The 26,731-nt window shown below is 64.7% G+C and carries 21 protein-coding genes; 10 read left to right on the forward strand and 11 right to left on the reverse strand.

The window, feature by feature from the left end:
- Positions 1–2,166, reverse strand: a complete 2,166-nt coding sequence (locus EN846_RS17420) for an adenylate/guanylate cyclase domain-containing protein (protein ID WP_135858429.1) — start codon at positions 2,164–2,166, stop codon at positions 1–3.
- 387 nt (positions 2,167–2,553) lie between these two features.
- On the opposite strand from EN846_RS17420, the gene EN846_RS17425 reads away from it, so the two are divergent.
- Entirely contained in the window at positions 2,554–4,443 is a 1,890-nt protein-coding gene (locus EN846_RS17425; RefSeq protein WP_127392872.1) for an adenylate/guanylate cyclase domain-containing protein, read from the forward strand.
- Between the two features lie 95 nt (positions 4,444–4,538).
- Here the strand turns inward: EN846_RS17425 and EN846_RS17430 are convergent, their stop codons facing one another.
- A complete protein-coding gene (locus EN846_RS17430) occupies positions 4,539–4,841 on the reverse strand; it encodes a DUF982 domain-containing protein (protein WP_127284334.1) in 303 nt (100 codons plus the stop codon).
- A 350-nt stretch (positions 4,842–5,191) separates the two neighbouring features.
- On the opposite strand from EN846_RS17430, the gene EN846_RS17435 reads away from it, so the two are divergent.
- Positions 5,192–6,649, forward strand: a complete 1,458-nt coding sequence (locus EN846_RS17435) for an NCS1 family nucleobase:cation symporter-1 (protein WP_127392871.1) — start codon at positions 5,192–5,194, stop codon at positions 6,647–6,649.
- 106 nt (positions 6,650–6,755) lie between these two features.
- Here EN846_RS17435 and EN846_RS17440 read toward each other — a convergent pair whose 3' ends face one another.
- The 5 genes from EN846_RS17440 to tpiA all read right to left on the reverse strand — a co-directional run bounded on the left by EN846_RS17440 (position 6,756) and on the right by tpiA (position 11,893).
- The gene (locus EN846_RS17440) at positions 6,756–7,316 is read right to left on the reverse strand and encodes a DUF1697 domain-containing protein (RefSeq protein ID WP_127392870.1); all 561 of its coding nucleotides are present in this window, start codon (positions 7,314–7,316) and stop codon (positions 6,756–6,758) included.
- Positions 7,316–8,953: a CTP synthase gene (locus EN846_RS17445; protein ID WP_127392869.1), complete on the reverse strand. Its 1,638-nt coding sequence runs from the start codon at positions 8,951–8,953 to the stop codon at positions 7,316–7,318. Before EN846_RS17445 ends, EN846_RS17440 begins: the two co-directional genes overlap by 1 nt.
- Before the next feature lie 172 nt (positions 8,954–9,125).
- Positions 9,126–10,241 carry a L,D-transpeptidase gene (locus EN846_RS17450; protein ID WP_135858427.1) on the reverse strand — a complete coding sequence of 372 codons (1,116 nt, stop codon included), beginning with the start codon at positions 10,239–10,241 and terminating at the stop codon, positions 9,126–9,128.
- 213 nt (positions 10,242–10,454) lie between these two features.
- Positions 10,455–10,964 carry a preprotein translocase subunit SecG gene (gene secG / locus EN846_RS17455; RefSeq protein ID WP_127393148.1) on the reverse strand — a complete coding sequence of 170 codons (510 nt, stop codon included), beginning with the start codon at positions 10,962–10,964 and terminating at the stop codon, positions 10,455–10,457.
- Between the two features lie 161 nt (positions 10,965–11,125).
- Positions 11,126–11,893, reverse strand: coding sequence for a triose-phosphate isomerase (gene tpiA / locus EN846_RS17460; protein WP_127284340.1), 768 nt, complete (start codon positions 11,891–11,893; stop codon positions 11,126–11,128).
- A 146-nt stretch (positions 11,894–12,039) separates the two neighbouring features.
- Here tpiA and EN846_RS17465 point away from each other — a divergent pair, with 146 nt between their 5' ends.
- From EN846_RS17465 to lexA, 6 genes are all read left to right on the forward strand, one after another.
- Positions 12,040–13,932, forward strand: a complete 1,893-nt coding sequence (locus EN846_RS17465; RefSeq protein WP_127310807.1) for a peptidyl-prolyl cis-trans isomerase — start codon at positions 12,040–12,042, stop codon at positions 13,930–13,932.
- Positions 13,929–14,939, forward strand: coding sequence for an anthranilate phosphoribosyltransferase (gene trpD / locus EN846_RS17470; protein WP_127310808.1), 1,011 nt, complete (start codon positions 13,929–13,931; stop codon positions 14,937–14,939). The genes EN846_RS17465 and trpD overlap by 4 nt, the downstream gene beginning before the upstream one ends.
- Positions 14,940–14,944: 5 nt before the next feature.
- Positions 14,945–15,757, forward strand: coding sequence for an indole-3-glycerol phosphate synthase TrpC (gene trpC, locus EN846_RS17475; RefSeq protein ID WP_127393147.1), 813 nt, complete (start codon positions 14,945–14,947; stop codon positions 15,755–15,757).
- A 2-nt stretch (positions 15,758–15,759) separates the two neighbouring features.
- Positions 15,760–16,251, forward strand: a complete 492-nt coding sequence (gene moaC, locus EN846_RS17480) for a cyclic pyranopterin monophosphate synthase MoaC (protein ID WP_127285809.1) — start codon at positions 15,760–15,762, stop codon at positions 16,249–16,251.
- Positions 16,251–17,456: a gephyrin-like molybdotransferase Glp gene (gene glp / locus EN846_RS17485; protein ID WP_127285808.1), complete on the forward strand. Its 1,206-nt coding sequence runs from the start codon at positions 16,251–16,253 to the stop codon at positions 17,454–17,456. Before moaC ends, glp begins: the two co-directional genes overlap by 1 nt.
- Positions 17,457–17,572: 116 nt before the next feature.
- Positions 17,573–18,307: a transcriptional repressor LexA gene (gene lexA / locus EN846_RS17490; RefSeq protein WP_126054478.1), complete on the forward strand. Its 735-nt coding sequence runs from the start codon at positions 17,573–17,575 to the stop codon at positions 18,305–18,307.
- On the opposite strand, the gene EN846_RS17495 is transcribed toward lexA, so the two are convergent.
- A complete protein-coding gene (locus tag EN846_RS17495) occupies positions 18,301–20,760 on the reverse strand; it encodes a ComEC/Rec2 family competence protein (protein ID WP_127391651.1) in 2,460 nt (819 codons plus the stop codon). The two genes, lexA and EN846_RS17495, sit on opposite strands and share 7 nt — an antisense overlap.
- Positions 20,761–20,862: 102 nt before the next feature.
- Between EN846_RS17495 and gltX the strand changes: the two genes are divergently transcribed.
- A complete protein-coding gene (gltX, locus tag EN846_RS17500; protein WP_127391652.1) occupies positions 20,863–22,287 on the forward strand; it encodes a glutamate--tRNA ligase in 1,425 nt (474 codons plus the stop codon).
- A 183-nt stretch (positions 22,288–22,470) separates the two neighbouring features.
- A complete protein-coding gene (gltA, locus tag EN846_RS17505; protein ID WP_127285805.1) occupies positions 22,471–23,799 on the forward strand; it encodes a citrate synthase in 1,329 nt (442 codons plus the stop codon).
- A 47-nt stretch (positions 23,800–23,846) separates the two neighbouring features.
- Here gltA and lpxB read toward each other — a convergent pair whose 3' ends face one another.
- The 3 genes from lpxB to lpxA are packed head-to-tail and all read right to left on the reverse strand — an operon-like array spanning position 23,847 to position 26,725.
- Positions 23,847–25,013 carry a lipid-A-disaccharide synthase gene (gene lpxB / locus EN846_RS17510; RefSeq protein WP_127310102.1) on the reverse strand — a complete coding sequence of 389 codons (1,167 nt, stop codon included), beginning with the start codon at positions 25,011–25,013 and terminating at the stop codon, positions 23,847–23,849.
- Positions 25,003–25,905: an LpxI family protein gene (locus EN846_RS17515; RefSeq protein ID WP_187331307.1), complete on the reverse strand. Its 903-nt coding sequence runs from the start codon at positions 25,903–25,905 to the stop codon at positions 25,003–25,005. The genes lpxB and EN846_RS17515 overlap by 11 nt, the downstream gene beginning before the upstream one ends.
- Positions 25,892–26,725 carry an acyl-ACP--UDP-N-acetylglucosamine O-acyltransferase gene (gene lpxA, locus EN846_RS17520; RefSeq protein ID WP_127286424.1) on the reverse strand — a complete coding sequence of 278 codons (834 nt, stop codon included), beginning with the start codon at positions 26,723–26,725 and terminating at the stop codon, positions 25,892–25,894. Before lpxA ends, EN846_RS17515 begins: the two co-directional genes overlap by 14 nt.
- Positions 26,726–26,731 lie beyond the last annotated feature (6 nt).

Here is a 26,731-nt window from a genome sequence, read left to right on the forward strand (position 1 = left end):
CTAGTCGAGCGGCGAGAAGTGAAAAACGACGCGCGAGTTCACGAAGCTGAACGCGAACTCGCCTTGGCGCCTATAGATCGGGCCGCAATCCGGTCGCCCAAATGCGTTTTCGCTTTGCTCGCAAAGCAGATCCTCTTTAACGGATATCGTCTCGGTAATGAATTGAGCGGTAGAGCGGAAGGCCGCCTGGCCGTCATTGCCGATCTGCATGATTGCCGGCCGGGGCCCCGGCTCCGCGACGCCCTTCAGCGTGTGACCGATGACCAGGGCGCTGATGTCCTCACCTTTAAGCCGATCGCTCTCGTCGCCCTTGAAGGCATAGGGCCATTCCGGCAGACCCGCCTGCTTCAACGCGCCGATCAGGGTTTCCAAATCCTGCGGATTGCGAAAATGCCATCCCATCCTGATTGCGGCGATAGAGTCGTTGTTGGGAAGAAGTCGCAGGCCCTGGGCCACCGCCGCCCGCGCGTCTGCGATGCGGCCGGTCTGAGCATAGGCGGCGCCGAGCGAGACCAGGATGTTGCCGACACCAGGCGCTTCGTCGCGAGCGCGCTCCAGCGCCGCCACCGCGCGTTTGCCATCGCCGTCGAAGAAAAAGACCGTGCCGGCGATCTGGCGGTTGATCGGCGACATGTCGGGGTCGAGCCGCAATGCCGTTTCGACAGCCGCGGCGGCTTCCGGAAACTTGCCGTCGAATAGGTAGACGTATCCGAGTGCGACCTGCGCTTCGACGTCGCCCGGTCCGAGCGCCACGGCCCGCCGGGCCGACTCGATCGCTTCGTCGAAGCGCCGGTCCACGCTCTGCAGGATGGCAAGCATCGCGTAGGGCAGCGACAGATCGGGATTGAGCTGCAGGGCTCGCCCCGCGCTCTCATAGGCGCGCTTTCGCGCCGGGGCGGACTGCAGCACGTCGTCATAGGCATTGCGCCAGACATAGACGGCAGTGCGCGCATCGGCGGCGAATGCCGCCGCGAACGAAGGATCCAGCGCGACCGCCTTTGCATAGAAGTCCAGTGCGTCGCGCATGCCGGGCGGGCGGCCGGTGAAGGCAGCGTGCTCGCCGCGCAGGTAGTAGTCATACGCCTCGAGATTGGCGGTGGGCGGGCGCTCCATCCTCTTGGTTTCCACCGCCGAGGGCTCGACGTAGAGCGCGGCGACGATTTCCTTGCGCATCTCATCCTGGACAGCGAACGTTTCGGCCGCGCGCCGGTCGAAACGGTCGGCCCACACATGCTCGCCGTTTGCCGTATCGATCAACTGAGCGTTGATCCGGATCAGGTCACCCGTCGGCCTGACGCTGCCCTCGACGAGGAAGTCGACGCCGAGTTCGCGCCTGACGTCGGCGAGATTGGGCGGCTTGCCCTTGTAAGCGGCGACCGAGTTGCCGGCGATCACGTCGAGGCCCGAAAGTTTAGCGAGGTCGGTGATCAGGTCCTCGGTTATGCCCTCGGCGAGATAGTCCTGCGCAGGATCGCCGCTCAAATTGGAGAACGGCAATACCGCGACGGAAGGCCGTTGCGGCGCCCGCAGCCACTGCCAGGCAATGACGGTGCCGGCAACCGCGGCGGCAACGAGCAGCGCCGCACCCGTCGCCAGGATCGCCGGCCGCAGCGGGCGGCGCGGGCCGCTCAGAACCTTGCCCGCCTTCGAAGGTTCGAGGAGAATCCGATAGACGCGGACAGGGTCGGCGATGTTCTTCAGCCGCTGCTCGCCAAGGCTGGCGAAGCCGACGTCGCATTTGTGCACGGCGTGGTCGAAGGCCGTGCCAGAGATGCAGACGCCGCCGGGCTCGGCCTGCGCTTCCAGCCGCGCGGCGATGTTGACCCCGTCACCATAGATGTCTTCACCCTCGACAATGATGTCGCCGAGGTTGACGCCGATGCGAAAGCGGATGAGCCGGTCGTCCGCGATACCCTTGTCACGCTCGGCCATCTTGCGCTGGATGTCGGCCGCGCATTGCACCGCATCGACGACGCTGCCAAATTCGACCAGCGCACCGTCGCCCATAAGCTTGATCATACGGCCGTGATGCCGGGCGATCGATGGATCGATCAACTCGCGGCGACAGGCCTTGAGCCGCTCCAGCGTGCCGACCTCGTCCTCGCCCATCAGCCGGCTGTAGCCGACTACATCGGCCGCAAATATGGCAGTTAGCCGCCGCTCCATGCGTCGCCTGTGCTCCGTTGAGGCGCGTGATGGGTCACCCGACGCACTCTACAACGGCAACCGCCGCAACGCACCCGGTCCGAGTGGAGTTGGCTACACGGGACTGAAGGTGATCCGCTTTGGCCCGGGGCGGCAGTCACTTGGTCCGGCCGGTTCGGGCCCTAGCCGATTCTTCTTTCTCGACCGATCTCTCCTTCTGAGCTTCCGACCCTGCATCGCGATTAGAATCAGAAATTGGGCGGATCGGCGGCTCGAGATTGAGCCCAGCCAGCATGCCAGTATGGGCGCATCCGTAGAGCGGAGCAGCATTCGAGCTCCGGTTCGCCATCGCCCGATATTGGGTATATGCTGATGTTGGAAAATGCCTGCGTTGGCTAATGAGTGGCAATGCAAGCGCATCGGCGCCTCGTTGCGATAGTCGCCTCCGACATTGTCGGATACTCGCGGCTTATAGAAGCCGACGAGTCGGCTACGTTGACTACGATACGAGAGCTGCGCCGCGTGGTTGTTGATCCGCTGCTCGCGCAGCACAGCGGCCATACTGTCAAGCTTATGGGTGACGGAGCGATCTTCGAGTTCGTATCCGTCGTTGACGCTGTTGCCTTTGCGACCCGCCTTCAAGAAGGCGTTGTCGCGCAACAAATCAACACGCCTCAAAACAAGCGCATAGTCCTTCGCGTTGGGGTCAACGTCGGCGACGTTGTAGCCGAGGGGGACGACCTGCTTGGCGACGGCGTCAACGTGGCGGCTAGACTGGAACAACTTTGCGATCCGGGGAGCGTATTGATTTCCGGCACTGCCTTTGACCAGTTGCAAGGAAAATTGCCGTTTCCGATCGATTTTGTCGGCGACCAGCGCGTCAAGAACATCGCCCGTCCGGTTCGTACTTATCGAGTGCGGCTACGAGGGACGGGACGCCCTTGGCGGCTACGTGCCCGGCCGTACTTGTCTCGTAGGAGACTATTGGCGCCTCTGACCGCATTGCTCCTGATCGGCGTCGCCTGGATATTCTGGCCCGTGGAAGATGCTCATGCCTCGCGGACGATAGCAGTACTTCCATTCGACAATTTGGATGGAGACGCCCGATGGACACGTCTTGCGGAAGGGCTCAGTGAGGACATCATAACTGATTTGGCGCGGCATCCCGACATCTTCGTGATCGCTCGCAACTCCAGCTTCGCCTACAAAGGAAAGAGCCCAGACGTAAGGCAAGTCGGCCGAGAACTTGGCGTTCGGTTTGTCCTAGAAGGAAGCGTCCAAACTCAAGGGCATCAGTTGAGAGTGACAGCACAGTTCATTGACGCGGTCTCCGGAGCTCACCTGTGGGCGCAACGGTACGATCAAGCTACCGACGACTTATTCTCGGTGCAGGACGAGATAACCGCTCGCGTGGTCGGCAGCATCGCCTCGACGTACTACGGCGAGATCGCACGCAGCAGCAGGGCGGTTGCCAAACGGAAGCCTCCCGCGAGCCTTGATGCGTACGATCTCTATCTGATTGGGATGGACAGTACCCAGAGCGTCACCAAAGAGGGGGTCCTAAAGGGTATCGAGTACCTCGAAAAATCAGTGCGAATGGACCCGGAATTTGCACCGGCTTGGAGCCAGTTAGGCCTCGCATATTCGGTTGCCAGTACTCTAGGCTTCTCTGACGATGTCGATACCGCCTTGCGGCACTTCCGGGAAGATACGACTCGTGCACTGCAATTGGACCCAAATGATTGGATAGCGCTCGGACAGCGCGCGACATTGCGTGCGGCGGACGGGGACATTCAAGGTGCGAAGGAGGATTTCGAGCGGGCGCTTGCAGTTGCCCCAAACGATGCTGATAACCTTGCCTTGATTGCGTACAACATGCCCCTCGTTGTTGGTGATGCTAAGCGCATGGTGGACACGGTCAATCACGCTCTGCTCCTAAATCCAAGCGCTCCCCCTTGGTACTACGGAGCGCTTGCAATCGCCCAATATGTCGCCGGAAACGACCGCGACGCTATCACAGCCGCGATGAAGGCTCCTGTTCATGGGGAGTCGTTGATGGTTCGTGCGATGGCCCATGCTCGACTCGGCGATCTTGAGCAGGCCCACACGTTAGTTCAGCGTATCCGCGCCGAGTTTCCGGAGTTCTCCGTCGAGGGCTATGTTCGAACTTGGCCGGTAACAGCTCCCGATGCGCTGTCTGCCTTTTCTGAAGGCGCTAGCAAAGCCGGTCTCATTGCGAAGCGCGAGGATCTGACCGCGTCGCGATCAAACGACGGAGCGTCTCTCGAACCCCAATGAATGCCCCCGGCAGACTATGACGGTTCGCTAGCTGACGCAGAGCCGCGGTCCGCGCCACTATGGCGCGAACCTCGACAGTTCTGGAGTTAGAGCGGCTAGCGCCGCAAGGCGTAGACGTTGTCCATCGCCTCGCCGCCGAGCGGCATGGCCATCTCGTCGTCGAGGAGGCGTGTGATGCGGGCAAAGCCGGTAAAAGCTTTCCTTGCCTCCTCGGCCGACATGTTGCCGGCCATGGCGGCGGAGCAGCAGTTCAGGGCGCATTGATAGACCGGTCCGCGCCGACCTGCTGGCCATTTCCGCAAAAACACCATCGCTTCGGCGACGCTGTCTACTTCTTCTACGGGGTAGCCTTGCCCGGGCAGAATCCGCACGGGCGTAAAGAAATGCAAGCGATCCATCGTTTTCCTCCCGGCGATCGCGGTGCACAGAACCTCATTAAACACCCGGTGGGCCATTTGGTTCCACAAAAAAGCGGATGCGCGGCAAAAAAAATTCAACCGGACCGGATGCCCGGGATTTCGACCGTCAGGCAATCGATCCACGGGTGACCCGGACTAAGATCCGCTTTGCCGACTCAGGAGCGAAATGTCGATGATGGGCCGCGGTGCGCATGCGTGATAAGCGCGATTCTCGTTGAATGTCTTTAAGGTCAAAGCCGGCAAATGGTTTGCTTGCCGGTTCCCCTGCGTCAGGCTTAACCTCGCCGATTAACGCGTGAGGGCGCGTTTTGCAAAAGGGGACACTTGCAATGACGATACAAGGCGCATCGCCCGACCTTTACAACGAGGACCTCGCTCCTGCGAAAGTACGCAACTGGGGGCCGTTCTCGATCTTCAACGTCTGGACGTCCGACGTCCACAGTCTGTGGGGCTACTATCTGGCGGCCAGCCTGTTCCTGTTCTGCGGCGGCTTCGTCAATTTCATCATCGCCATCGGCATCGGCTCGCTGATCATCTACGCGCTGATGAACATGGTAGGTTATGCCGGGGTGAAGACCGGCGTGCCCTACCCCGTTCTCGCCCGCGCCTCCTTCGGCATCTGGGGCGCCAACATTCCGGCGCTGGTGCGCGCAATCGTCGCCTGCTTCTGGTACGGCGCGCAGACGGCCGCCGCCTCCGGCGCCATCGTGGCGCTGCTGACGCGCCTGCAATGGTTCGACGAGTTCAACAAGACCTCGCACCTTCTCGGCCACTCCACCCTGGAAGTGATCTGCTTCGTCGTCATCTGGGCGTTGCAGCTCTTGATCATCCAGAAAGGCATGGAAACGGTGCGCCGCTTCCAGGACTGGGCCGGCCCCGCGGTCTGGGTGATGATGCTTCTCCTGGCCATCTATCTCTGCGTGAAGTCAGGCAGCTTCGCCTTCACCAGCGACATCCCGATGGATGTGCTGCGCGAAAAGACCGCCGATGCCGGCATCCCCGGCGATCCCAGCTCCTGGACAGCGCTCTTCGGCGTCGCGGCGATCTGGGTCACCTACTTCTCGGCGCTCTATCTCAACTTCTGCGACTTCGCCCGCTACGCGCCCGACAATGCGGCGCTGCGCAAGGGCAACATCTGGGGCCTGCCGGTCAATTTGATCCTGTTCTCGCTCGTCGCCGGCGTCACCACGATCGCCGCCTACGATGTCTACCACGAGGTGCTGCTCCATCCCGACCAGATCTCGGCCAAGTTCGACAGCTGGTTCCTGGCAGCCCTTGCCGCCCTCACCTTCGCGGTGGCGACGCTCGGCATCAATGTGGTGGCGAATTTCGTCTCGCCGGCCTTCGACTTCTCCAACGTCTTCCCACGCCAGATCGACTTCAAGAAGGGCGGCTACATCGCGGCCGTGATCGCGCTGGTGCTTTACCCCTTCGCGCCCTGGGAAGGCAGCGCCGCGCACTTCGTCGGCATCATCGGCGCGACGATGGGACCGATCTTCGGCGTGATGATGGTCGATTACTACCTGATCCGGAAGGGCGAGGTCGACGTCGAGGCGCTCTACCGCGAAGACGGTGAGTTCCGCTTCCAAAGCGGCTGGCATGTCAACGCCTTCATCGCCGCCGGCATCGGCGCCATCTTCTCCTCGATCCTGCCCAACTTCACCAACTGGCTGCCGTCCTGGTGGGGCGTCTATGGCTGGTTCTTCGGTGTGGCGATCGCGGGCGCCGTCTACTACGTGCTGCGCACCATGGCGCTTGGCGCAGGGGCAAAGACGGCGAAGGCTTGAAATAAGGCAGTAGGCAGTAGGGCTTAGGCAATAGAGAATACCCCTACTGCCTACTGCCTACTGCCTACTGCCTACTGCCAACTGCCTACTGCCTACTGCCTACTGCCTACTGCCTACTGCCTGCTGCCTGCTGCCCAACCATCTCCGCCAACCTGCGCACCGTGTTCCAGTTGCGCGAAGTACCTATGCCCATGCGCTTGTGATTGCTCGCCGCCAGCAGCCGTGAGCTTGGTCGCTCACGCGAAAAGACGAGCCAGATGTCGCCGCCGACCGAAAGCACCTTTTCATCGTCGGCGGCATAGGCATCGAGCGCCGCGACGGCGTCCGCCGGCGCAGGCTTGCGCATGACGCGCACCGCGACCTGATCGCCGGCATCGGCGGACTCGGCCGGAAACGGATTGCCGCTCGCGAGCTTCAGCCAGTCCTCGGCGCGGCGCACGATGATATCGACATGGCGGCCGAAGGTCTTTTCGAACGCTGCTTCCAGCCGTTGTTCGAGATCGGCGATCTTGGCCGCCCGCGCGTCGAAGACCAGGTTGCCCGTCGCCACCAGCGTCCGGACATTCTTCAGGCCGATGCTCTCCGCCATCGCCTTGAGGTCGGACATGACGAGGCGTCGCCCCTCGCCCAGGATGATGCTGTAGAGCAGCGCGACGTAGGTCCGCATCAAACGAGGCGCGACTGGTCCACCGCGGCCGAGATGAAGCTCGCGAACAGCGGATGCGGTTCGAGCGGCCGGCTCTTCAATTCAGGGTGATACTGCACGCCGATGAACCAGGGATGGTCGGGGTATTCGACCGTTTCCGGCAACACGCCGTCGGGCGACATGCCGGCAAAGACCAGGCCGCAATCCTCGAGCCGCTGCTTGTAGTCGATATTGACCTCGTAGCGGTGCCGGTGGCGTTCGGAAATCTGGGTGTCGCCGTAGATCTCGGCAATCTTGGAACCCTTGCTCAGCTCTGCCTGATAGGCGCCGAGCCGCATCGTGCCGCCGAGATCGCCGGTCGCCCTACGCTTCTCCAGCATGTTGCCCTTCAGCCATTCGGTCATCAGGCCAACGACAGGCTCCTCGGTCGGGCCGAACTCGGTCGAGGAGGCGTGCTCGACGCCGGCCAGCGAACGCGCCGCCTCGATGCAGGCCATCTGCATGCCGAAGCAGATGCCGAAATAAGGCACCTTGCGCTCGCGCGCGAACTTCGCCGCCAGGATCTTGCCTTCCGAACCGCGCTCGCCGAAGCCGCCGGGAACGAGGATGCCATGCACCTTCTCCAGCCAGGGCGTCGGGTCTTCCTTTTCGAAGATCTCGCTCTCGATCCAGTCGAGCTTGACCTTGACGCGGTTGGCGAGGCCGCCATGCGAAAGCGCCTCGATCAGCGATTTGTAGGCGTCTTTGAGGCCGGTGTATTTGCCGACAATGGCGATCGTCACCTCGCCTTCCGGATTGTGGATGCGGTTGGAGAGCGCCTGCCAGGGCTCCATGCGCGGCTTTGGCGCCGGGTCGATGCCGAAGGCGGCAAGCACCTCCGAATCGAGCCCCTCCTTGTGATAGGCCATCGGCACGTCATAGATGTGCGGCACGTCGAGCGCCTGGATAACGGCGCTTTCGCGCACGTTGCAGAACAGCGACAGCTTGCGGCGCTCTTCTTTTGGAATGGGCCGGTCGGCGCGCACCAGAAGGATGTCGGGCGCAATGCCGATGCCGCGCAGTTCCTTGACCGAATGCTGCGTTGGCTTGGTCTTCAGTTCGCCGGCGGTCGGGATGTACGGCATCAAGGTCAGATGGACATAGACCGCGTTGTTGCGCGGCAGGTCGTTGCCGAGCTGGCGGATCGCCTCCAGGAACGGCATCGCCTCGATGTCGCCGACCGTGCCGCCGATCTCGCACAGCACGAAGTCGTAGTCGTCATTGCCCTCGAGGACGAAATGCTTGATCTCGTCGGTGACGTGCGGAATGACCTGCACGGTCGCGCCGAGATAGTCGCCGCGCCGCTCGCGCTCGATGATGTTCTTGTAGATGCGGCCGGTGGTGATGTTGTCCTGCTGGTTGGCCGAGCGGCCGGTGAAGCGCTCATAGTGGCCAAGGTCGAGGTCGGTTTCCGCCCCGTCGTCGGTGACGAACACCTCGCCGTGCTGGTACGGCGACATCGTGCCGGGATCGACATTGAGATAGGGATCGAGCTTTTTGATGCGCGCGCGATAGCCGCGCGCCTGCAGGAGAGCCCCAAGAGCTGCCGCAGCAATGCCTTTTCCGAGTGAGGAAACCACGCCGCCAGTGATGAATACATATCGCGCCATGGGAGTCATCGCTTAACGCGGCCGGATTGATTCCGCCAGAGAAAAAACCGCCGCGAAGGCTTTTTCCCAAGAAGGCGCGACGCCCCGAAGGGCAAGAAATGTTGCAGTCAAAACAAAAGGGCCGGCTGGGCCGGCCCTTTCGGCATGATGGGTGGAGGCCTCAGATAATAACGCCTGGTTGTTATATAATAACAACCTTGGTGCCGACCTTGACCCGGCTGTAGAGGTCCATGACGTGCTCGTTGATCATGCGGAAGCAGCCATTGGAGGCGCTGGTTCCGATCGACTGCGGCGCGATGGTGCCGTGGATGCGCAGATGCGTGTCCTTCTTGCCGTCATAGAGATAGATGGCGCGCGCGCCGAGCGGATTCTCACCGCCGCCGGGCATGCCGTCCTTGTACTGGCCATAGTGCTTGGGCTCGCGCTTCTGCATGTCGAGCGTCGGGATCCAGCGCGGCCATTCCTGCTTGTCGCCGACAGCGACCGTCCCCTTGAACTGCAAGCCTTCGCGGCCGACGGCGATCGCATAGCGTCGCGCCGTGCTCGACGATTCGACGAGATAGAGACGGCGGGCGCTGGTGTCGATGACGATGGTGCCGGCGGGGTAGCCGCTGAACTCGACGTCCTGCGGCACGAACTCCGGCTTCACCTTGAACGGCCGCTTGGCGTCCTTCTTGGCGAGAGCCGAATCAAGTGCGCGCGTTTCGGGCAGATAGCTGATCGATGACGACGACGAACCGCCGAACAGGCCTGCAAACAGGCCGCCGCTTGCCGGCTTCTGGCCAGGAGCCTCGCTGCGCAGCTCGCCATTGTTGCCGGTCAGCGCGACGTTCATCGCCTCGGCCGGCATCGGCTCGGCCGACTGGATCGGTTCGACAGCGGCGATCGGCTCGATGATCTTGACCGTCTTCTTGCCTGTCTTGGCATCGGCCACTTTCGTCTCGGCCGACTGGCCCTTCTTCGCCAGCCATTCCTGCCGGGCAGCGTCCGCCTTGGCCTTGGCTGCGTCGCGCATCGCCAGCTTGCGGGCTTCCAGCGCCTTGGTCTTGGCGGCTTCCTTGTCGGCCGCGATCTTGTCCTCGAGCTTGCTGATCTGAGCGAGATCGGCTGGCGTCGGGTTCTTCTTCTTCTTGAGAAGCTTCAGCTGCGATGCGTCGCTTTTGACGGCGACATTGATGGCGCTGGTAATCTCGACTGACGGCGATGCGGCTATGTTTGCCGGCGTGCCGGCGAAGGCTGCGGACCCCATGCCGAGCACGGCAAGGAATCCCATGAAAATGAAGCTGCGAAGCTGCATGGCGAAGATCCGATCGTGTAATGCTTTGTTGCCACGGCGTCGCCCGGCGTCCCCCAAGGACGCCGAAAGTGCCGCGCGCAATGTATAATCGATCTGGCCGAGCCGCCTCAAGCGGGCCGTCGGCCTACGCCCGGTTGAATCTTCGTGAATGTGCGGCATTTGCCGCGACTGTGTTCAAACGACAACAGATCGCGGCCGGATAAGCTTGTCCGGCTACTGGTTCGGAACCTGCGGGGTGACCGGCAAGGTGACGCCATTGGCCGCCGGCGGCGTGGCCGGATTCGCGGGTGCCGGTGCAGGCGCAGGCGCCGTCGTCGCGGCGCCGTTGCCCGACGAGGGCGGCGTCGCCGATCCGCTGGCGGGTGCCGCCGGCGCCGTCGAGGTCGACGGAGCGGCCGGTGCGGTGGCGCCGGCCGGCGCGTTGCCCGGCAGCTGGTCGAGCACGCCCTTGCCGGCGTTGCTGGACGACGCCGGGACGCGATCGAGGATGTCGATCGGCTTTTCGCCGTAGCGCGCGACGAGCGACAGAGTGAGCGAGGTGGCGAAGAAGGCCGCTGCCAGGATCGCCGTTGCCCGCGTCAATGCATTGGCGGCGCCACGCGCCGTCATAAAACCGGAACCGCCACCGATGCCGAGACCGCCGCCCTCGGAGCGCTGCAGCAGCACCACGCCGACGAGCGCGAGCACGACCATAAGGTGAATGACGATCAGTACGGTTTCCATAATTTATCCTGGCAAGGCCTTGCGCGGCCGCGGATACGACCGGTGATTTGGAGGCGGCTCCTTACAATGCTTTGATGGCATTTCCAAGCCCGTGGCCGGAATATGGGGAGCAATGCGGCCTTTGCAACGATTTCGGCCGCGCCGGCCAGTCGGCCCCGCGGCTAGGAGATATTCAGATAGGCCTCGGCGATGCCGAGAAAATCCGCCGCCTTCAGGCTGGCGCCGCCGACCAGCGCGCCGTCGACATTGGCCACGCCGAGCAGTTCGACAGCGTTGGACGGCTTGACCGAGCCGCCATAGAGGATACGCATCTTCGCCGCCGCGCCGCCGAGCAGCTCCGTCAGCTTGGCGCGGATATGCGCATGCGCATCGGCGACATCGTCAGCGGTCGGCGTCAGGCCGGTGCCGATCGCCCAGACAGGTTCGTAGGCAATGACCGTGTTGGCCGCCGTGGCGCTGGTCGGCACCGACCCGGCGATCTGGCGCGACAGCACGTCGAGCGTCGTGCCCGCCTCGCGTTCAGCCCTTGTCTCGCCGATGCAGATGATGGCCACCAGCCCGGCCCGCCACGCCGCGGACGCCTTGGCGTGAATGGTGGCGTCGTCCTCGCTGAGGTCGGCGCGGCATTCGGAATGGCCGACTATGACGTGGCTGGCGCCGGCGTCCTTCAGCATCTCGGCTGAAATGCGCCCGGTATAGGCGCCGCTCTCCTTGGGATGGCAATCCTCGCCGCCGGCCCGGACCGGGGTGCGCGACAGGATTTCGGCCGCGTGCGACAGCAAGGTCGCGGGCACGCAGACCAGCGCCTCGGTCTCGGCGTCGAGCCCGCTCATGAAGCCGTTGCCGATCATCCTCAGCTCATTGAGCGAGGCGCTGGTGCCGTTCATTTTCCAGTTGCCGGCGACGAGCGGGCGGATTCCAGGCGTCATGAGCTTTGCTTTCTCCAGGCGATATTCGGCTTCCGCCCTCACTATCAAAATCAGGCCACAAAGCAATCGACAGTGGGCCGGAAGGGCGCTATTGCGCTTGTTTCAGACTCGGGCGCACGCAAAATGCGCAAAAATCGGAAGTAGGCATGCTTGGTATCTTGAGAAACGCGGCGGGCACCTGGGTCGCGAAGGCGTTGCTGTCCTTGCTGGTGATCAGCTTTGCCGTGTGGGGTATTTCGGGGCGTCTGTCAGGAACTTTGGGCGGCCATCATTCCGTGATCACCGCCGGCGGCACGACAGTTTCGATCAACGAGTACCGCCTCGCCTATGACCGCCAGATCAGCGTCATGTCGCAGCAGTTCGGCCAGCGCATCACGCACGAGCAGGCGAAGGCGCTCGGCATCGACAACCAGGTGCTGGCGCAGCTCGTCTCGGGCGCCGTGCTCGACGAGCAGGCCCGCAAGCTCGGCCTCGGCCTCTCCAAGGACCGGCTTGCCGAGCTGACGCGCGAGGACCCGGCCTTCAAGGGCCCGAGCGGCCAGTTCGACCGCAGGACGTTCGAATATCTGCTGCGTCAGGTCGGCATGCGGCCCGAAGACTATCTGAAGAACCGCTCCCAGGTGGCGGTGCGCCAGCAGATCGTCGAGGCGGTTTCGGACGGCCTCAAGGCGCCGCAAACCTTCCTCAAGGCGGTCGCGCTCTATCGCGGCGAGGACCGCACCATCGACTATCTGACGTTGCCGAAGACGCTGGTCGAACCGATCGAGGCGCCGGCCGACAGCGCGCTCCAGACCTATTTCGATGCCAACAAGAAGACCTACGCCGCGCCCGAATACCGCAAGTTCTCCTATGTCAGGCTCGAGCCGCAGGACATCATGGATCCGACCGCGGTGACCGATCAGCAGATCAGCGACGACTACAACAAGAACAAGGGGCGCTACACGACGCCGGAGATGCGCACCATCGAGCAGCTGGTGTTCAAGACGTCGGATGCAGCCAAGGCCGCGTTCGATTCGCTGAAGGCGGGCGCGACCTTCGACAAGCTCGTCACCGCCGAGGGCAAGACCCAGGCAGACACGCTGCTCGGCACGCTTGCCAAGGACAAGATCGCCGACAAGGCGGTGGCCGAAGCGGCCTTCAAGCTCGCCGCCAATGAGGTCAGCCCCGTCGTCCAGGGCGCTTTCGGCCCGGTGCTCCTGCGCGTCACCGAGATCAAGCCGGAGGTGGTGAAGCCGCTGGCCGAAGTCTCCGACCAGATCCGCAAGGACCTGGCGCTCGGCGAGGCAAGCCGCATCCTGCTCGACGTGCACGACAGTTACGAGGACACGCGCGCTTCGGGCAGTTCGCTCGCCGACGCCGCCGCCAAGCTGAAGCTCAAGGTCGTCACCATCGACGCGATCGACCGCACCGGCCAGCGTCCCGACGAGACCATCGTCAAGGACCTGCCGGAATCGGCGGACCTGATCAAGGCGGTGTTCGCCGCCGAGCCCGGCACCGAGAATGAGGGCCTGACCACCGCCGACAATGGCTTCGTCTTCTACGAAGTCGGATCGATCACGCCGGCGCGCGACCGCACGCTGGACGAGGTTCGCCAGAAGGTGGTGGCCGACTGGACGGCGGCTGAAACGGAAAAGCGGCTCGACGCCAAGGCGCAGGAGCTGGAAAAGCGCCTCAAGGCAGGCACCACGCTCGACGTGATCGCCGGCGAATTGAAGCTCGAGAAGCAGACCAAGCGCGGCCTGAAGCGCGAAGCCGATGACGCCGATTTCGGCAAGGAAGGCGCCGCCGAAATGTTCGGCGTCGGCGAAGGCGGCACCGGGCTGATCCCCTCGCCCACCGGCGACGGCCAGATTCTCTACAAGGTGGCCGAAGTGTTCGAGCCGGCCGGCGCCGATGGCAGCTCCGTGCCCGACGACGCGCAGAAATCCTTCACCGCCGGCATGTCGGACGACCTGCTCGACCAGTTGGTGGCGCAGTTGCAGACGCAATACGACGTCCGCATCGACCCGGCCGCGGTTTCCCAGGCGCAGGCCCGATGAGTGCGCTGAAGACCCATATCGCCAAGGTCGCCGCCGGCACTCCTCTTTCGTTTGAGGAGGCGCGCGAGGCGTTCGACATCATCATGTCGGGCGACGCAACGCCCGGTCAGATCGGCGGCTTCCTGATGGCGCTGCGCGTGCGCGGCGAGTCGGTGAGCGAGATTTCCGGCGCCGTCGCCACGATGCGCGCCAAGATGCTGCGCGTCGAGGCTCCGCACGGCGCCATCGATATCGTCGGCACCGGCGGCGACAATTCGCACAGCGTCAACATCTCGACGGGATCGGCATTCGTCATTGCAGCGAGCGGCGTGCCGGTGGCCAAGCACGGCAATCGCGGCCTGTCCTCATTGACCGGCGCTGCCGATGTGCTCACCGCCCTCGGCGTCAAGATCGACATCGGACCGGAGACGATCGGCCGTTGCATCCATGAAGCCGGCGTCGGCTTCATGTTCGCGCCGGCGCACCATCCGGCGATGAAGCACGTCGGCCCGATCCGGGGCGAGCTTGGCACGCGCACCATCTTCAACCTGCTCGGACCGCTGTCCAATCCGGCCGGCGTCAGCAGGCAGATGGTCGGCGTGTTCCTGCCGGAATGGATCATGCCGGTTGCCGAGGCGTTGAAGGCGCTGGGCACCGAGCACGCCTGGATCGTTCACGGCGACGGCTATGACGAGATCACCACCACCGGCGAGACGCAGGTGGCGGAACTTGCCGGCGGCGAGATCCGCACCTTCGCGCTCACCCCCGAAGCGGTCGGCCTGCAGCGCCACACCAAGGACGAGTTGCGCGGCGGCGACGCGGCCTACAACGCCAAGGCGCTGCGCGACATGCTGGCAGGTGCTGCGGGCGCCTATCGCGACACCGTGCTGATGAATGCGGGCGCCGGCCTGGTGGTGGCCGGCAAGGCGACGACGCTCGCCGACGGCATGGCGAGCGCAGCGCAAGCCATCGACAGCGGCCGCGCGCTCCAAGTGCTCGGTCGGCTGGTTGAAATTTCGAACGAGTAGAGCCCTTGTCCGACATTCTGCGCAAGATCGAAGCCTACAAACGCGAGGAGATAGCGGCGGCCAAGCAGCGCGTGCCGCTGGCCGAGATCAAGGCGCGGGCTCAAGCCGCCGAGGCACCGCGTGGCTTTCTTGCCGCGCTAGAGGCCAGGCGCAGGGCCGGCGGCTTCGGGCTGATCGCCGAGATCAAGAAGGCGAGCCCGTCCAAGGGGCTGATCCGCGCCGATTTCGATCCGCCGGCGCTCGCAAAGGCCTATGCGAATGGCGGCGCGGCCTGCCTCTCCGTGCTGACCGACGCCCCGTCCTTCCAGGGCGCGCCCGAATTCCTCACCGCCGCGCGTGCCGCCGTCGCCCTGCCGGCGCTGCGCAAGGATTTCCTTTTCGACCCCTATCAGGTGTTCGAGGCCCGCGCCTGGGGCGCCGACGCCATCCTGATCATCATGGCGAGTGTCGACGACGCGATGGCGCGCGAGCTCGAGGCGACGGCCCTCGAACTCGGCATGGATGCGCTGGTCGAAGTGCATGACGAGGCCGAGATGGAGCGGGCGCTCCGGCTCTCGTCACGGCTGATCGGCATCAACAACCGCGACCTCAGGACGTTCGAGACCAGCCTCGGCGTTTCGGAGCGGCTGGCGGCGATGGTGCCGGCCGACCGCCTGCTGGTCAGCGAGAGCGGCATCTTCACCCATCAGGACTGCCGCAGGCTGGAGCAGAGCGGCATCGGCACCTTCCTTGTCGGCGAGAGCCTGATGCGGCAACAGGATGTCGCGGCGGCGACTCGCCTGCTTCTGACAGGCAAGGCGCCGGCCGAGGCCGTCTGACGATGGCGGCCGCCCTCACCCATCTTGGCGCCTCTGGCGAAGCCAACATGGTCGACGTCGGCGACAAGGCCGAAACGGTGCGCACCGCGATCGCCGAGGGCTTTGTCTCGATGCGCGCCGAAACGCTTGAGATGATCCTTGCCGGCGATGCCAAGAAGGGCGATGTGCTGGGCACCGCGCGCATCGCCGGCATCATGGCGGCCAAGCGCGCGCATGAGCTGATCCCGCTCTGCCATCCGCTGCTCCTGACCAAGGTTTCCGTCGATATCGAACCGGACAAGTCGCTGCCCGGCCTCAAGGTCACCGCGCTTGCCCGTGTCACCGGCAAGACCGGCGTCGAGATGGAAGCGTTGACGGCGGCCTCTGTCGCCTGCCTCACCATATACGACATGGCCAAGGCCGCCGACCGCGCCATGGTGATCTCCGGCATCAGGCTGGTCGAAAAGACCGGCGGCGAGTCCGGCGACTACAAGTCGGCCGGGGCGGGCGCCTGATGGCGCTGGTTCCTGTGGCCGAGGCGCTCGAGCGCCTGCTGGATGGCGCGGCGCCGCGGGCCAGCGAAAGCGTCGCACTGATCGACGCCGCTGGCCGAGTCCTGGCCGAGCCTGTGGTGGCGCTGCGCACGCAGCCGCCCTTCAACGCCTCAGCCATGGACGGCTATGCGACGCGCGCCGCCGATGTGGCATCCGTGCCGGCGCGGCTTTCGGTGATCGGCATTGCGCCGGCCGGCCGCGGCTTCGAAGGCAGCGTCGGCACGGCGCAAGCCGTGCGCATCTTCACCGGCGCGCCGGTGCCGCAAGGCGCCGACACTATCGTCATCCAGGAGAATGTGCAGGATCTCGGCGGCGGCACGATCGAAGTGACCGAGCCGACCGCTGAAGGGCGCAACATCCGCCGCGCCGGGCTCGACTTCGTAGAAGGCGATGTGCTGCTGGAAAAGGGCCGGCTGCTCGATCCGGCGGCACTGTCGCTGGCGGCATCCGCCAACCACCCGCGCCTCACTGTGGTGAAGCGGCCGCTGGTCGCCATCATCGCCACCGGCGACGAACTGCTGCCACCCGGCAGCGAACTCGGTCCCGATCAGATCATCTCGTCCAACGCCTATGGCGTCGCCGCCGCTGCGCAATCGGTCGGCGCCCGCGCGCTCGATCTCGGCATTGCCGCCGACCGCAGGGAAGCGATCTCCGCGCTGGTCAGGCAGGCCGTCGAGCAGCAGGCCGATGTCATCGTGACGCTTGGCGGCGCCTCGGTCGGCGACCACGATCTCATTCACGGCGTGCTGACCGGCGAAGGCATGACGCTCGATTTCTGGAAGATCGCCATGCGCCCGGGCAAGCCGCTGATGTTCGGCCGGCTGGGACCCGCGCGCTGCATCGGCCTGCCCGGCAATCCGGTGGCGAGCCTGGTCTGTTCGCAGCTGTTCCTGAAGCCGTTGCTGGCGCGGCTCGGTGGCCGCGCGTTCACCCAGGACATTCGCGAGGCGCGGCTGGGCGCCGCGATGCAGGCAAACGATCTGAGGCAGGATTACGTGCGGGCCGTCGTCCGCGAAGAAGCCGGCTCACTGGTTGCGACGCCCTTCGGCATCCAGGACTCCTCGATGCTGCGCATGCTCGCCGACGCCAATGGCCTCGTGGTGCGAGAGCCCTTCGCCCCGGCCGCCGCCGTCGGCGACGCTTGTCGCGTTCTGATGCTACGCTGAACAAAACGTCAACGCATTCATTAAACTTTAAACGGTTGCGGAACACAACTGGAACAGATAGTGTTTGTTCTGGGTTTGTTTTTCTGATTCTGGTTTCAGAACCCGTGGGGGCCGCCATGCTGACGCGCAAACAACATGAACTCCTGATGTTCATCCATGAACGGCTGAAGGAAAGCGGCATTCCGCCCTCTTTCGACGAGATGAAGGAGGCGCTTGATCTGGCTTCGAAGTCGGGCATCCACCGGCTGATCACTGCGCTTGAGGAGCGCGGCTTCATTCGCCGGCTGCCCAACCGGGCGCGTGCGCTGGAAGTGCTGCGCCTGCCCGATTCGATCGCGCCTGGCCTCAATGCCGCGAAGAAGTTTTCGCCGAGCGTCATCCAGGGAAGCCTCGGACAGGGCAATCTCGGCCGGCAGATCAAACCGGCGTCGCCGTCGCGCACCCCCAGCAATGACGACGACGCTGTGTCGGCGGTGTCGATCCCGGTAATGGGCCGCATCGCCGCCGGCGTGCCGATCGACGCCATCCAGCACCAGACGCATTCGATCTCGGTGCCCCCGGACATGATCTCGGGCGGCGAGCATTATGCGCTGGAGGTGAAGGGCGACTCGATGATCGAGGCCGGCATCTTCGACGGCGACACGGTCATCATCCGCAACGCCGACACGGCGAGCCCCGGCGAGATCGTTGTGGCGCTGGTCGACGAGGAAGAGGCGACGCTGAAGCGCTTCCGCCGCAAGGGCGCATCGATCGCGCTCGAAGCCGCCAACCCTGCCTATGAGACCCGCATCTTCGGCCCTGACCGGGTCAAGGTGCAAGGCAAGCTGGTCGGCCTGATCCGGCGCTACTGAGCGGACGGCGCCAGTTTGACCACCGGTCTTTCGGGTCTCTGGTATGGCGGCAGTCCCCTCGCCTCGCGAGAGTATTTGCGCTGCTCGTGCCATGGCCGGTAGGGCTTTTCGACCGCGTAGCGGATTGTTGCTTGCGCGGTCGCCGATTGCGGATCGAAGAAGACGGCGGCGCTGCCTGAGCGGGCGAGCTGGCGTTTGGTGACGACGAGGGCCAGCGAATTCCAGCAGGGACTGTAGGCGGTGGCGTCGTCGATGACGATCAGGTCGGCGAAGGCGCAGGCCGGCCGCGCCGTCTTGCGGTTTTCCGCGAGCGCCACGATTGCGCCGGACGGATGCCGGGCAAGGCACAGTCCGTCCCTGCAGTAGAATGGCGAGCCAGGCGGCAGGTCGAGCGGATCGATATCGAAGCGTGCATCCCCTGTCTCGAAGGTCTCCGGCTCGACGACGGTCTCGGCCACCAGCGCGCGTTTCCAGTTGTCGGTGGTGAATTCATTCGACCGCGCCCGGTTGACGGCGAGCTCGCCGCCGCCGATCGGCATCGCCACCAGATGCGCATCCTCCGAGATCAGCACATCGGGCGTGCGGGTATTTGAAACCGTCAGCAGGCCGGCCAGAGCGAAGGGGATCGCCGCAAGTCTCAGCCAGGTCGTGGCCATGGTCGCGATGACCAGCGCTATCGTCACGAAAAGCACCGATTGAATGGAGATCAGCCCGACGGCATCGACCGGCGAGCGTTCGGAGATCCACCCGGAGATCGCGATCATCGCGGTCAGGCCCTTGCCCATCAGATACAGGAATGGCCAGTCGAGACCGAACGGCATCGTCAGGGCGCTGGCGACCCCCAGGAACATGACCACCGAAACGATCGGCATGACGGCCAGGTTGGCGAGCAGGCTGAGCGGCGACACGCGCTGGAAGTGCCAGATCGCGAAGAGCGCCGTAGCGCTGCCGGCGATGATTGAGGTCATGGCAAGGCCGCCCATACCCATCACCAGCTTTCGTGACGCAAAGTGAAGGAACGATCGCTTCGGCGGCGGCGCGGTCGTCCTGTCGGCCCGATAGTCCGACCAGCCGGCATAGGCGCCGACCAGGGCGGCGGTGGCGGCGAACGACATCTGGAAACTCGGGCCGACCACTTCGTGCGGCGACACAAGAATGACGGCGATGGCCGAGATCGCCAGATTGCGCATGGTGAGCGCGGCCCGGTCGAACAGCACGGCGACAAGCATCACCGCCAGCATGATGAAGCTGCGTTCGGCGGCGACCACAATGCCGGAGAAGACGAGATAGGCGGCGATCGAGACCAGCGCGGCGGCGGCGGCATATTTCTTGACCGGCCGGCGCGAGGCGAAGTCGGGAAACAGCGCGAAGGCGCCGCGCAGCAGAAGCATGATGGTGCCGGCAACCAACGCCATGTGCAGGCCGGAGATGGAGATGATGTGGTAGATGCCGGTGCGCCGCATCGCCTCGTTGATCTCATCGGGAATGCCTGCGCGCACGCCGACGATCAGCGCCGCCGCGATCTCGCCCTCGGGGCCGCCAACCAGCCCGCGGATGTGGTCGGCGATGCTCTCCCGCGCCTTCTCGATCGCGGAAGCGAGGCGCGCCGTCGCTGGTGCCTCTTCGCTGGCTATTGTCTTTGGATTGCCGAGGAAAAAGCCGCTGGCGCCAATGCCCGAAAAATAGCTGTCGAAGGAGAAGTCGTAGCTGTCCGGCCGCACCGGGCCGGTCGGCTGCAGCAGCCTTGCATAGCCCGTCAGCAGCGAGCCGGCGGTCATGTCGGCGGGTACTTTCCGCGCCGAAAGCCTGACCCGCTCCGGCGCGTAGCGCAGTTTTGGGTGGGCGGTGGAGATCACATCGATGGTCAGCCTGACGCGGCCGTTCTCCATCTCCTCCAGGCTGACGAGGCGGCTGGTCAGGCGGGTCTGGATCTCGGAACCGAGCATAGGCGTCGCGGCGCGCCAGGTCTCGACCTTTGCGGCGAGAAAGCCCAGGGCGCAAAAGAACGCCGCCATGAAGAGGAGATGCGTCCTTGGCCGCGAGCGCGAAACCAGCGCGCAGACGGCCATGAGCGCCACCGCCGCAAGCGGCCTGTAGAGATCCGGCTCGGCGTTCAGCGAGAAATAGAAGATCACGCCGGTCGCCAGGAACACCGGCACCAGCAGAAAGCCGATGCCGCGATCAAGCTCGGTCGTGGCAGCGTTGCCGATGCTGCGGTGAAACGCCGGCCATGAGACGCGGCCAACCTGCTTGCGGAGCCGCGTGATGGTTGCCGTTGGCGAGGCCGGGCCGAATCCACCTCCATCGGGCGGCAAAATCTCTTTGGCCGGACGCGGCTCCGGAAGCGAAACCGGCGCGGCATCGGCAGGCAGCATGTCAACAAACAGCAGGCGCTCGCTGACGCCAGCTGTCGTCCCCTCGCCCTCCTCCGCGCCCCGGCCTCGTCCAGCCATCAGGTCTGCCCCTTGCGCCCCAGACCTCCTATGCTACATGAACGCCGAAAACGCGAAAGTCCGCGCCACCACGCCCGCTTCCTCTGCCAGCCTGAGAGTGCCATGTCCGACAAGGTCGTCACCCGTTTTGCCCCCTCGCCGACAGGCTACCTGCACATTGGCGGGGCGCGCACGGCGCTGTTCAACTGGCTCTATGCGAAGCACACCGGCGGCACCATGCTGCTGCGCATCGAGGACACCGATCGCGAGCGCTCCACCGAGGCGGCGACCGCTGCCATCCTGGACGGGCTGACCTGGCTCGGCCTGTCATGGGACGGCGAGGCCGTGTCGCAGTTCGAGCGCGCGCCGCGCCATCGCGAGGTCGCGGAGGAGCTCGTGCGCCTGGGCAAGGCCTATTACAGCTACGAGACGCCCGCGGAGCTCGAGGCGATGCGCGAGGCGGCGCGGGCCAAGGGCCTGCCGCCGCGCTACAACGGCCAGTGGCGCGAACGCGACCCGTCCGAGGCGCCTCCCGGCCTCAAGGGTGCCATCCGCATCAAGGCGCCGGCCGAAGGCGAGACCGTCGTGCATGACCGCGTGCAGGGCGAGGTGCGCTTTCCCAACAAGGACCTCGACGATTTCATCATCCTGCGCTCGGACGGCAACCCGACCTACATGCACGCCGTCGTCGTCGACGATCACGACATGGGCGTCACCCACATCATCCGCGGCGACGATCATCTGACCAACGCAGCGCGCCAGACGGTGATCTACAACGCCATGGGCTGGGATGTGCCGTCGATGTCGCACATTCCGCTGATCCATGGCGCCGACGGCGCCAAGCTGTCGAAACGGCATGGCGCGCTCGGCGTCGAGGCCTATCGTTCGATGGGCTATCTGCCGGAGGCCCTGCTCAACTATCTCGCCCGCCTCGGCTGGAGCCATGGCGATGACGAAGTCATGTCGATCAAGGACATGATCGGCTGGTTCGACATCGGCGACGTCAACAAGGGCGCCGCCCGCTTCGACTTCGCCAAGCTCGAGGCGCTGAACGGCGTGCATATGCGCAAGATGGACGATCATGCGCTGTTCGACATCTTCGTCGCCACCCTGCCCTATCTCGAAGGCGGCCCGGCGCTCGCCGCCCGGCTCGACGACCAGAAGAAGGCGCAGTTGCTCGCGGCCCTGCCCGGCCTCAAGGAGCGCGCCAAGACGCTGGTCGAACTGGTCGACGGCGCGGGGTTCCTGTTTGCCGAGCGGCCGTTGCCGGTCGACGAGAAGGCGGCGGCGCTGCTTTCCGGCGAGGCGCGCGCCGTTCTGCGTGGCGCCCATGCGACGCTGACGGCGGTCTCTGGCGACTGGACGGCAGCTACCGCCGAGGCCGCGATCCGTGACTTCGCGCAAGCCGGCGGCCACAAGCTCGGCGCCGTGGCGCAGCCGCTGAGAGCCGCGCTGACCGGCAGGAGCACGTCGCCCGGCGTGTTCGACGTGCTTGCCGTGCTTGGCCGCGAGGAAAGCCTGGCGCGCATCGCGGATCAAATCGATTAGGAGCGAACTGGCCCAAGAAGATTGGCATTGAAAGGCGCGTTTCGCAGTGCAACATTAGGCCTTGGCCCAATCTGGCACGCACCTCCTAAAATGCGGTGGCGAGTTCGCGCATTCCGGTGATTTCGACGTGTCGTTTTGCAGGAATTTGCCTTGCCGGCATGAGGAAACAAGAAGGAGTTTCTAATGAGCGAAGCTGCAACAAAACTGGACTTGGGGGCCAACCCGCGCGAGTCGACCGCCAAGCTGGAACTCGCCGGCAAGACGCATGAATTCAAGGTGCGAAGCGGTTCGGTCGGGCCCGACGTCATCGACATCGGCGCGCTCTACAGCACCACCGGCGCCTTCACCTACGATCCTGGCTTCACCTCGACGGCAAGCTGCGAGTCGGCCATCACCTTCATCGACGGCGACGCCGGCATCCTGCTTCACCGCGGCTATCCGATCGACCAGCTCGCCGAGCATGGTGACTTCCTCGAGGTCTGCTACCTGCTGCTCTACGGCGAATTGCCGACCAAGGCGCAGAAGGACGACTTCGATTACCGGGTGACGCGCCACACCATGGTGCATGAGCAGATGTCGCGCTTCTTCACCGGCTTCCGCCGCGATGCGCATCCGATGGCTGTCATGTGCGGCGTGGTCGGCGCGCTGTCGGCCTTCTACCACGACTCGACGGACATTTCGGATCCCTACCAGCGCATGGTCGCCTCGATGCGGCTCATCGCCAAGATGCCGACGATCGCGGCGATGGCCTACAAGTACCACATCGGCCAGCCCTTCATCTATCCGAAGAACGAGCTGAACTTCGCCGCCAACTTCCTGCACATGTGCTTTGCGGTGCCGTGCGAGGAGTACAAGATCAATCCGGTGCTGGCGCGCGCCATGGAGCGCATCTTCATCCTGCACGCCGATCACGAGCAGAACGCCTCGACCTCGACGGTGCGTCTTGCCGGCTCATCGGGCGCCAATCCGTTTGCCTGCATCGCCGCCGGCATCGCCTGCTTGTGGGGCCCGGCGCATGGCGGCGCCAACGAGGCGGCGCTCAACATGCTGGGCGAGATCGGCCATGTCGACCACATCCCGGAATTCATCGCCCGCGCCAAGGACAAGAACGATCCGTTCCGGCTGATGGGCTTTGGCCATCGCGTCTACAAGAACTACGATCCGCGCGCCAAGATCATGCAGAAGACCGCGCATGAGGTGCTGGGCGAGCTCGGCATCAAGGACGACCCGTTGCTCGACATCGCCATGGAGCTGGAAAAGATCGCGCTCACCGACGCCTATTTCATCGAGAAGAAGCTCTATCCGAACGTCGACTTCTATTCCGGCATCACGCTGAAGGCGCTGGGCTTCCCCACCACCATGTTCACCGTGCTGTTCGCGGTCGCCCGCACCGTCGGCTGGATCGCGCAGTGGAAGGAGATGATCGAGGATCCGCACCAGAAGATCGGCCGGCCGCGTCAGCTCTACACGGGTGCCGCCGAACGCGACTACGTGCCGATCGCCAAGCGCTGATCGCGCCCGAGCGAAATGGTTGAAAAAGGCGCCCGCGAGGGCGCCTTTTATTTGATGTGTCGCAGAACGACCTCTGCGGCGATATCGCCTGACGGTCTGTCCGTCGCCATGCGTCGCGCGATCTCGGCGAACCCGTCCTTCTGCCAGGCGCGCATGCCGGTGTCGGAAAACAGCGTCTCCAGTTGCCGGGCGAGGTTCTCCGGCAGGACATACTGGTCGTAAAACTCCGGAACCAGGGTCCGGTCCGAGATCAGATTGGGCAGCAGCGCCGACCAGACGGAAATGAGATGCGGCATGACCAGCCGCGCGACGGGATCGAGCTTGTAGCACGACACCATCGGCACGCCCGACAGGGCCAGTTCGAGCGATACCGTTCCCGAGGCGATCAGCGCGGCATCGGCCTTGCCGAACGCCTGCCATTTGCGTTCGGGCTCGACGATGATCTCCGGTTTGTCGTCCCAACTGGCGACCGAAGCCCTGACCAGCTCGGCGACGTGCGGCACGGTCGGCAAGAGCAGACGCAGGCGATGCCCGCGCTGGCGCAGGATCGACATCGTCTTGCCGAACGGCTCGATTAGCCGGCGTACTTCGCCACGACGGGAACCCGGCAGCACCAGCAGCGTCTTGACGCGATCCCCCGCCAGGTCCCGGGGGAGCCCTTGCGCCTTGGCTGCGCCAAGCACGCCAGGATCCCGCGCCAGGCGATGCCCGACATAGGTGCCAGGCGGACCGCCGAGGCGGGCGAGCGCCTTCACCTCGAAAGGCAGGATGCACAGGATATGGTCGACATAGGGCTTCATCGCCACCGCCCTGCCCGGTCGCCATGCCCAGACACTCGGGCAGACATAGTGGACGATTGGAATCGACGGGTTGGCGGCACGCACCTTCTTCGCCACGCGCAGCGAGAAATCCGGGCTGTCGATGGTGATGAGGCAGTCGGGTTTTTCGGCCGCGATCATGCTTGCCGTCTGGCCGATCCGCCTGATCAGGCGCGGCAGCTCGCGCAGGATCGCGCTGAACCCCATCAGCGCGATCTCGCTGCCGTCGAACAGGGATTTCAGGCCGAGCGCCTGCAAATGCCGACCGCCGATGCCGAGAAGCTGAACATCCCGGCCCGTCGTCCGCTTCAGCGCCGCGACGATGTCGGCGCCCAGCAGGTCGCCCGATTCCTCGCCGCAGACGACGGCGACCTTCAACGACTTGCTAGTGGCCATGAGCCGGCTCCTCGGCGGGCAGGCCGATGATGAAAAGGCCGAGCGCATTGGCGCGCGCGATCGTATCGGGACCTTCAAGGATCAGCGAGCGGCCGGCTTCCACGGCAATCCCTGCCAGCCCTGCCTCTTGCGCCGCCTCGACCGTCCGCGGGCCGATGGTTGGTAGATCGGCGCGCAATTCCTGGCCGGGCTTGGCGCATTTGACAAGCACGCCGCGGGTCTTGCCGGCGAGCCGGCCATGGTCGCGCAGTTGCCTGGTCCGCTCGAGCAGTCCGTTGGTGCCCTCTATGCCTTCCAGCGCGATCGCCCGGCCGCCGATGGCAATGGCAGCCTGGCCGATATCCAGCGCGCCGATCGCCTTCGCGGCCACCCTGGCCGCCTCGATGTCACGCCAGTCGGCTTTGCTTGGCTCAGCCTGGGTCAAAGGGCCCTTGCCGGCGAGTAGTTCGGGCACGATCTCATGCGCTCCGACGACCTTGATGCCGCGCTTTTCCAGAAAGCGCGTCAGGATCCGCAGCAGGCCGTCATCTCCGCGCGCCAGCCCCATCACCACCGTCGGCACGACCGCCAGCAGGCCAAGGCTCGGCCGCATGGCGCTTAATTTCGGCCTGCGCCTGATCTCGCCGGCCAGCACGAGATGGCTGATCCGCTTGCGCCTGAGCAACGGGACCAGCGAGCCGAAGTCTTCGAGCGCGAGTTGCTCGGCCTCATAGCCGGCGAGGTCCTGCTTGCGGTCGACCTCGCCTTCGGCAGCGATGATGACGGGCGGGTGCCCTTGCCTTGCCAGGCTGGCCGCGACTTCCACCGGCAGGCTGCCGCCGCCGGCGATGATGCCGACCCTGGAGCCCGGCGCGAGGTCTAGCTTGGCTCCGGCAGCCTCAGCCTTCGTCATCGGCATCGTCGCCGTCGCCGCCCTTGAGCGACGGGACGGCATAGTGCCGCTTGCCGCGACTGGCGATGAAATCGATGATTTTCATGGCCGTCGGCGAGGAGGCGAATTCCGCCTTGGCGAACTCGATGTTCTCGCCGACGGTCCGCGAGCGGTCGAAGATCGTCCGGTAGGCCTTGCGCAACAGGTGGATCTCGGCGCGCGGCAGGCCCGAGCGCTTTAGGCCGACGATGTTGAGGCCGCGAAGGCTGGCGCGGTTGCCGACGGCAATCGCATAGGGAATGACATCGCCGACGACTGCCGAACAGCCGCCGATGAAGGCGTTGTTGCCGATGCGGACGAACTGGTGAACGGCGGTGAGGCCGCCAATATAGACGTTGTCGCCGATCTCGCAGTGGCCGCCGAGCGTCGCGCCATTGGCGAAGGTGGCGTTCTTGCCAACGACGCAGTCATGGGCGATGTGGGCATAGGCGAGGAAATTGCCATTGTCCCCTACCGTCGTCTCGCCACGGCTGGAATCGGTGCCGAGATGCATGGTGACGCCTTCGCGGATCGTGCAGTTCTCGCCAATCACCAGCGTCGTGCGGCCACCCTTGTGCTTGGTGTTCTGCGGCGGCGCGCCCAGCGTCGCCATCGGATAGACCTTGGTACCGGCACCGACGGTGGTCGCGCCCATCACCGAGACATGGCTGACCAGTTCGACGCGGTCGCCGATCACGGCGTCGGCGCCGACATGGCAGAACGGCCCGATGCGGGCGCCCTTGCCGATGGCGGCGCCATCTTCGACGACGGCGGAAGGATGGATGAATGTCTGAATTGTCATGAGCAT

This window comes from Mesorhizobium sp. M4B.F.Ca.ET.203.01.1.1 (assembly GCF_004791025.1).
GTDB classification, from domain to species: Bacteria; Pseudomonadota; Alphaproteobacteria; order Rhizobiales; family Rhizobiaceae; genus Mesorhizobium; species Mesorhizobium abyssinicae.

Excerpts from the sequence above, each read along its gene's own strand:
- EN846_RS17445 (WP_127392869.1), bottom strand. The coding sequence starts at position 8,953 with ATGACTCCCATGGCGCGATATGTATTCATCACTGGCGGCGTGGTTTCC.
- lpxB (WP_127310102.1), bottom strand. The coding sequence starts at position 25,013 with ATGGCCACTAGCAAGTCGTTGAAGGTCGCCGTCGTCTGCGGCGAGGAA.
- tpiA (WP_127284340.1), bottom strand. The coding sequence starts at position 11,893 with ATGACGCCTGGAATCCGCCCGCTCGTCGCCGGCAACTGGAAAATGAAC.
- lexA (WP_126054478.1), top strand. The coding sequence starts at position 17,573 with ATGCTGACGCGCAAACAACATGAACTCCTGATGTTCATCCATGAACGG.
- EN846_RS17435 (WP_127392871.1), top strand. The coding sequence starts at position 5,192 with ATGACGATACAAGGCGCATCGCCCGACCTTTACAACGAGGACCTCGCT.
- EN846_RS17440 (WP_127392870.1), bottom strand. The coding sequence starts at position 7,316 with ATGCGGACCTACGTCGCGCTGCTCTACAGCATCATCCTGGGCGAGGGG.
- EN846_RS17515 (WP_187331307.1), bottom strand. The coding sequence starts at position 25,905 with ATGACGAAGGCTGAGGCTGCCGGAGCCAAGCTAGACCTCGCGCCGGGC.
- EN846_RS17465 (WP_127310807.1), top strand. The coding sequence starts at position 12,040 with ATGCTTGGTATCTTGAGAAACGCGGCGGGCACCTGGGTCGCGAAGGCG.
- EN846_RS17450 (WP_135858427.1), bottom strand. The coding sequence starts at position 10,241 with ATGCAGCTTCGCAGCTTCATTTTCATGGGATTCCTTGCCGTGCTCGGC.
- lpxA (WP_127286424.1), bottom strand. The coding sequence starts at position 26,725 with ATGACAATTCAGACATTCATCCATCCTTCCGCCGTCGTCGAAGATGGC.
- EN846_RS17430 (WP_127284334.1), bottom strand. The coding sequence starts at position 4,841 with ATGGATCGCTTGCATTTCTTTACGCCCGTGCGGATTCTGCCCGGGCAA.
- secG (WP_127393148.1), bottom strand. The coding sequence starts at position 10,964 with ATGGAAACCGTACTGATCGTCATTCACCTTATGGTCGTGCTCGCGCTC.
- EN846_RS17425 (WP_127392872.1), top strand. The coding sequence starts at position 2,554 with ATGCAAGCGCATCGGCGCCTCGTTGCGATAGTCGCCTCCGACATTGTC.
- gltX (WP_127391652.1), top strand. The coding sequence starts at position 20,863 with ATGTCCGACAAGGTCGTCACCCGTTTTGCCCCCTCGCCGACAGGCTAC.
- gltA (WP_127285805.1), top strand. The coding sequence starts at position 22,471 with ATGAGCGAAGCTGCAACAAAACTGGACTTGGGGGCCAACCCGCGCGAG.
- EN846_RS17495 (WP_127391651.1), bottom strand. The coding sequence starts at position 20,760 with ATGGCTGGACGAGGCCGGGGCGCGGAGGAGGGCGAGGGGACGACAGCT.
- EN846_RS17420 (WP_135858429.1), bottom strand. The coding sequence starts at position 2,166 with ATGGAGCGGCGGCTAACTGCCATATTTGCGGCCGATGTAGTCGGCTAC.
- glp (WP_127285808.1), top strand. The coding sequence starts at position 16,251 with ATGGCGCTGGTTCCTGTGGCCGAGGCGCTCGAGCGCCTGCTGGATGGC.
- trpD (WP_127310808.1), top strand. The coding sequence starts at position 13,929 with ATGAGTGCGCTGAAGACCCATATCGCCAAGGTCGCCGCCGGCACTCCT.
- moaC (WP_127285809.1), top strand. The coding sequence starts at position 15,760 with ATGGCGGCCGCCCTCACCCATCTTGGCGCCTCTGGCGAAGCCAACATG.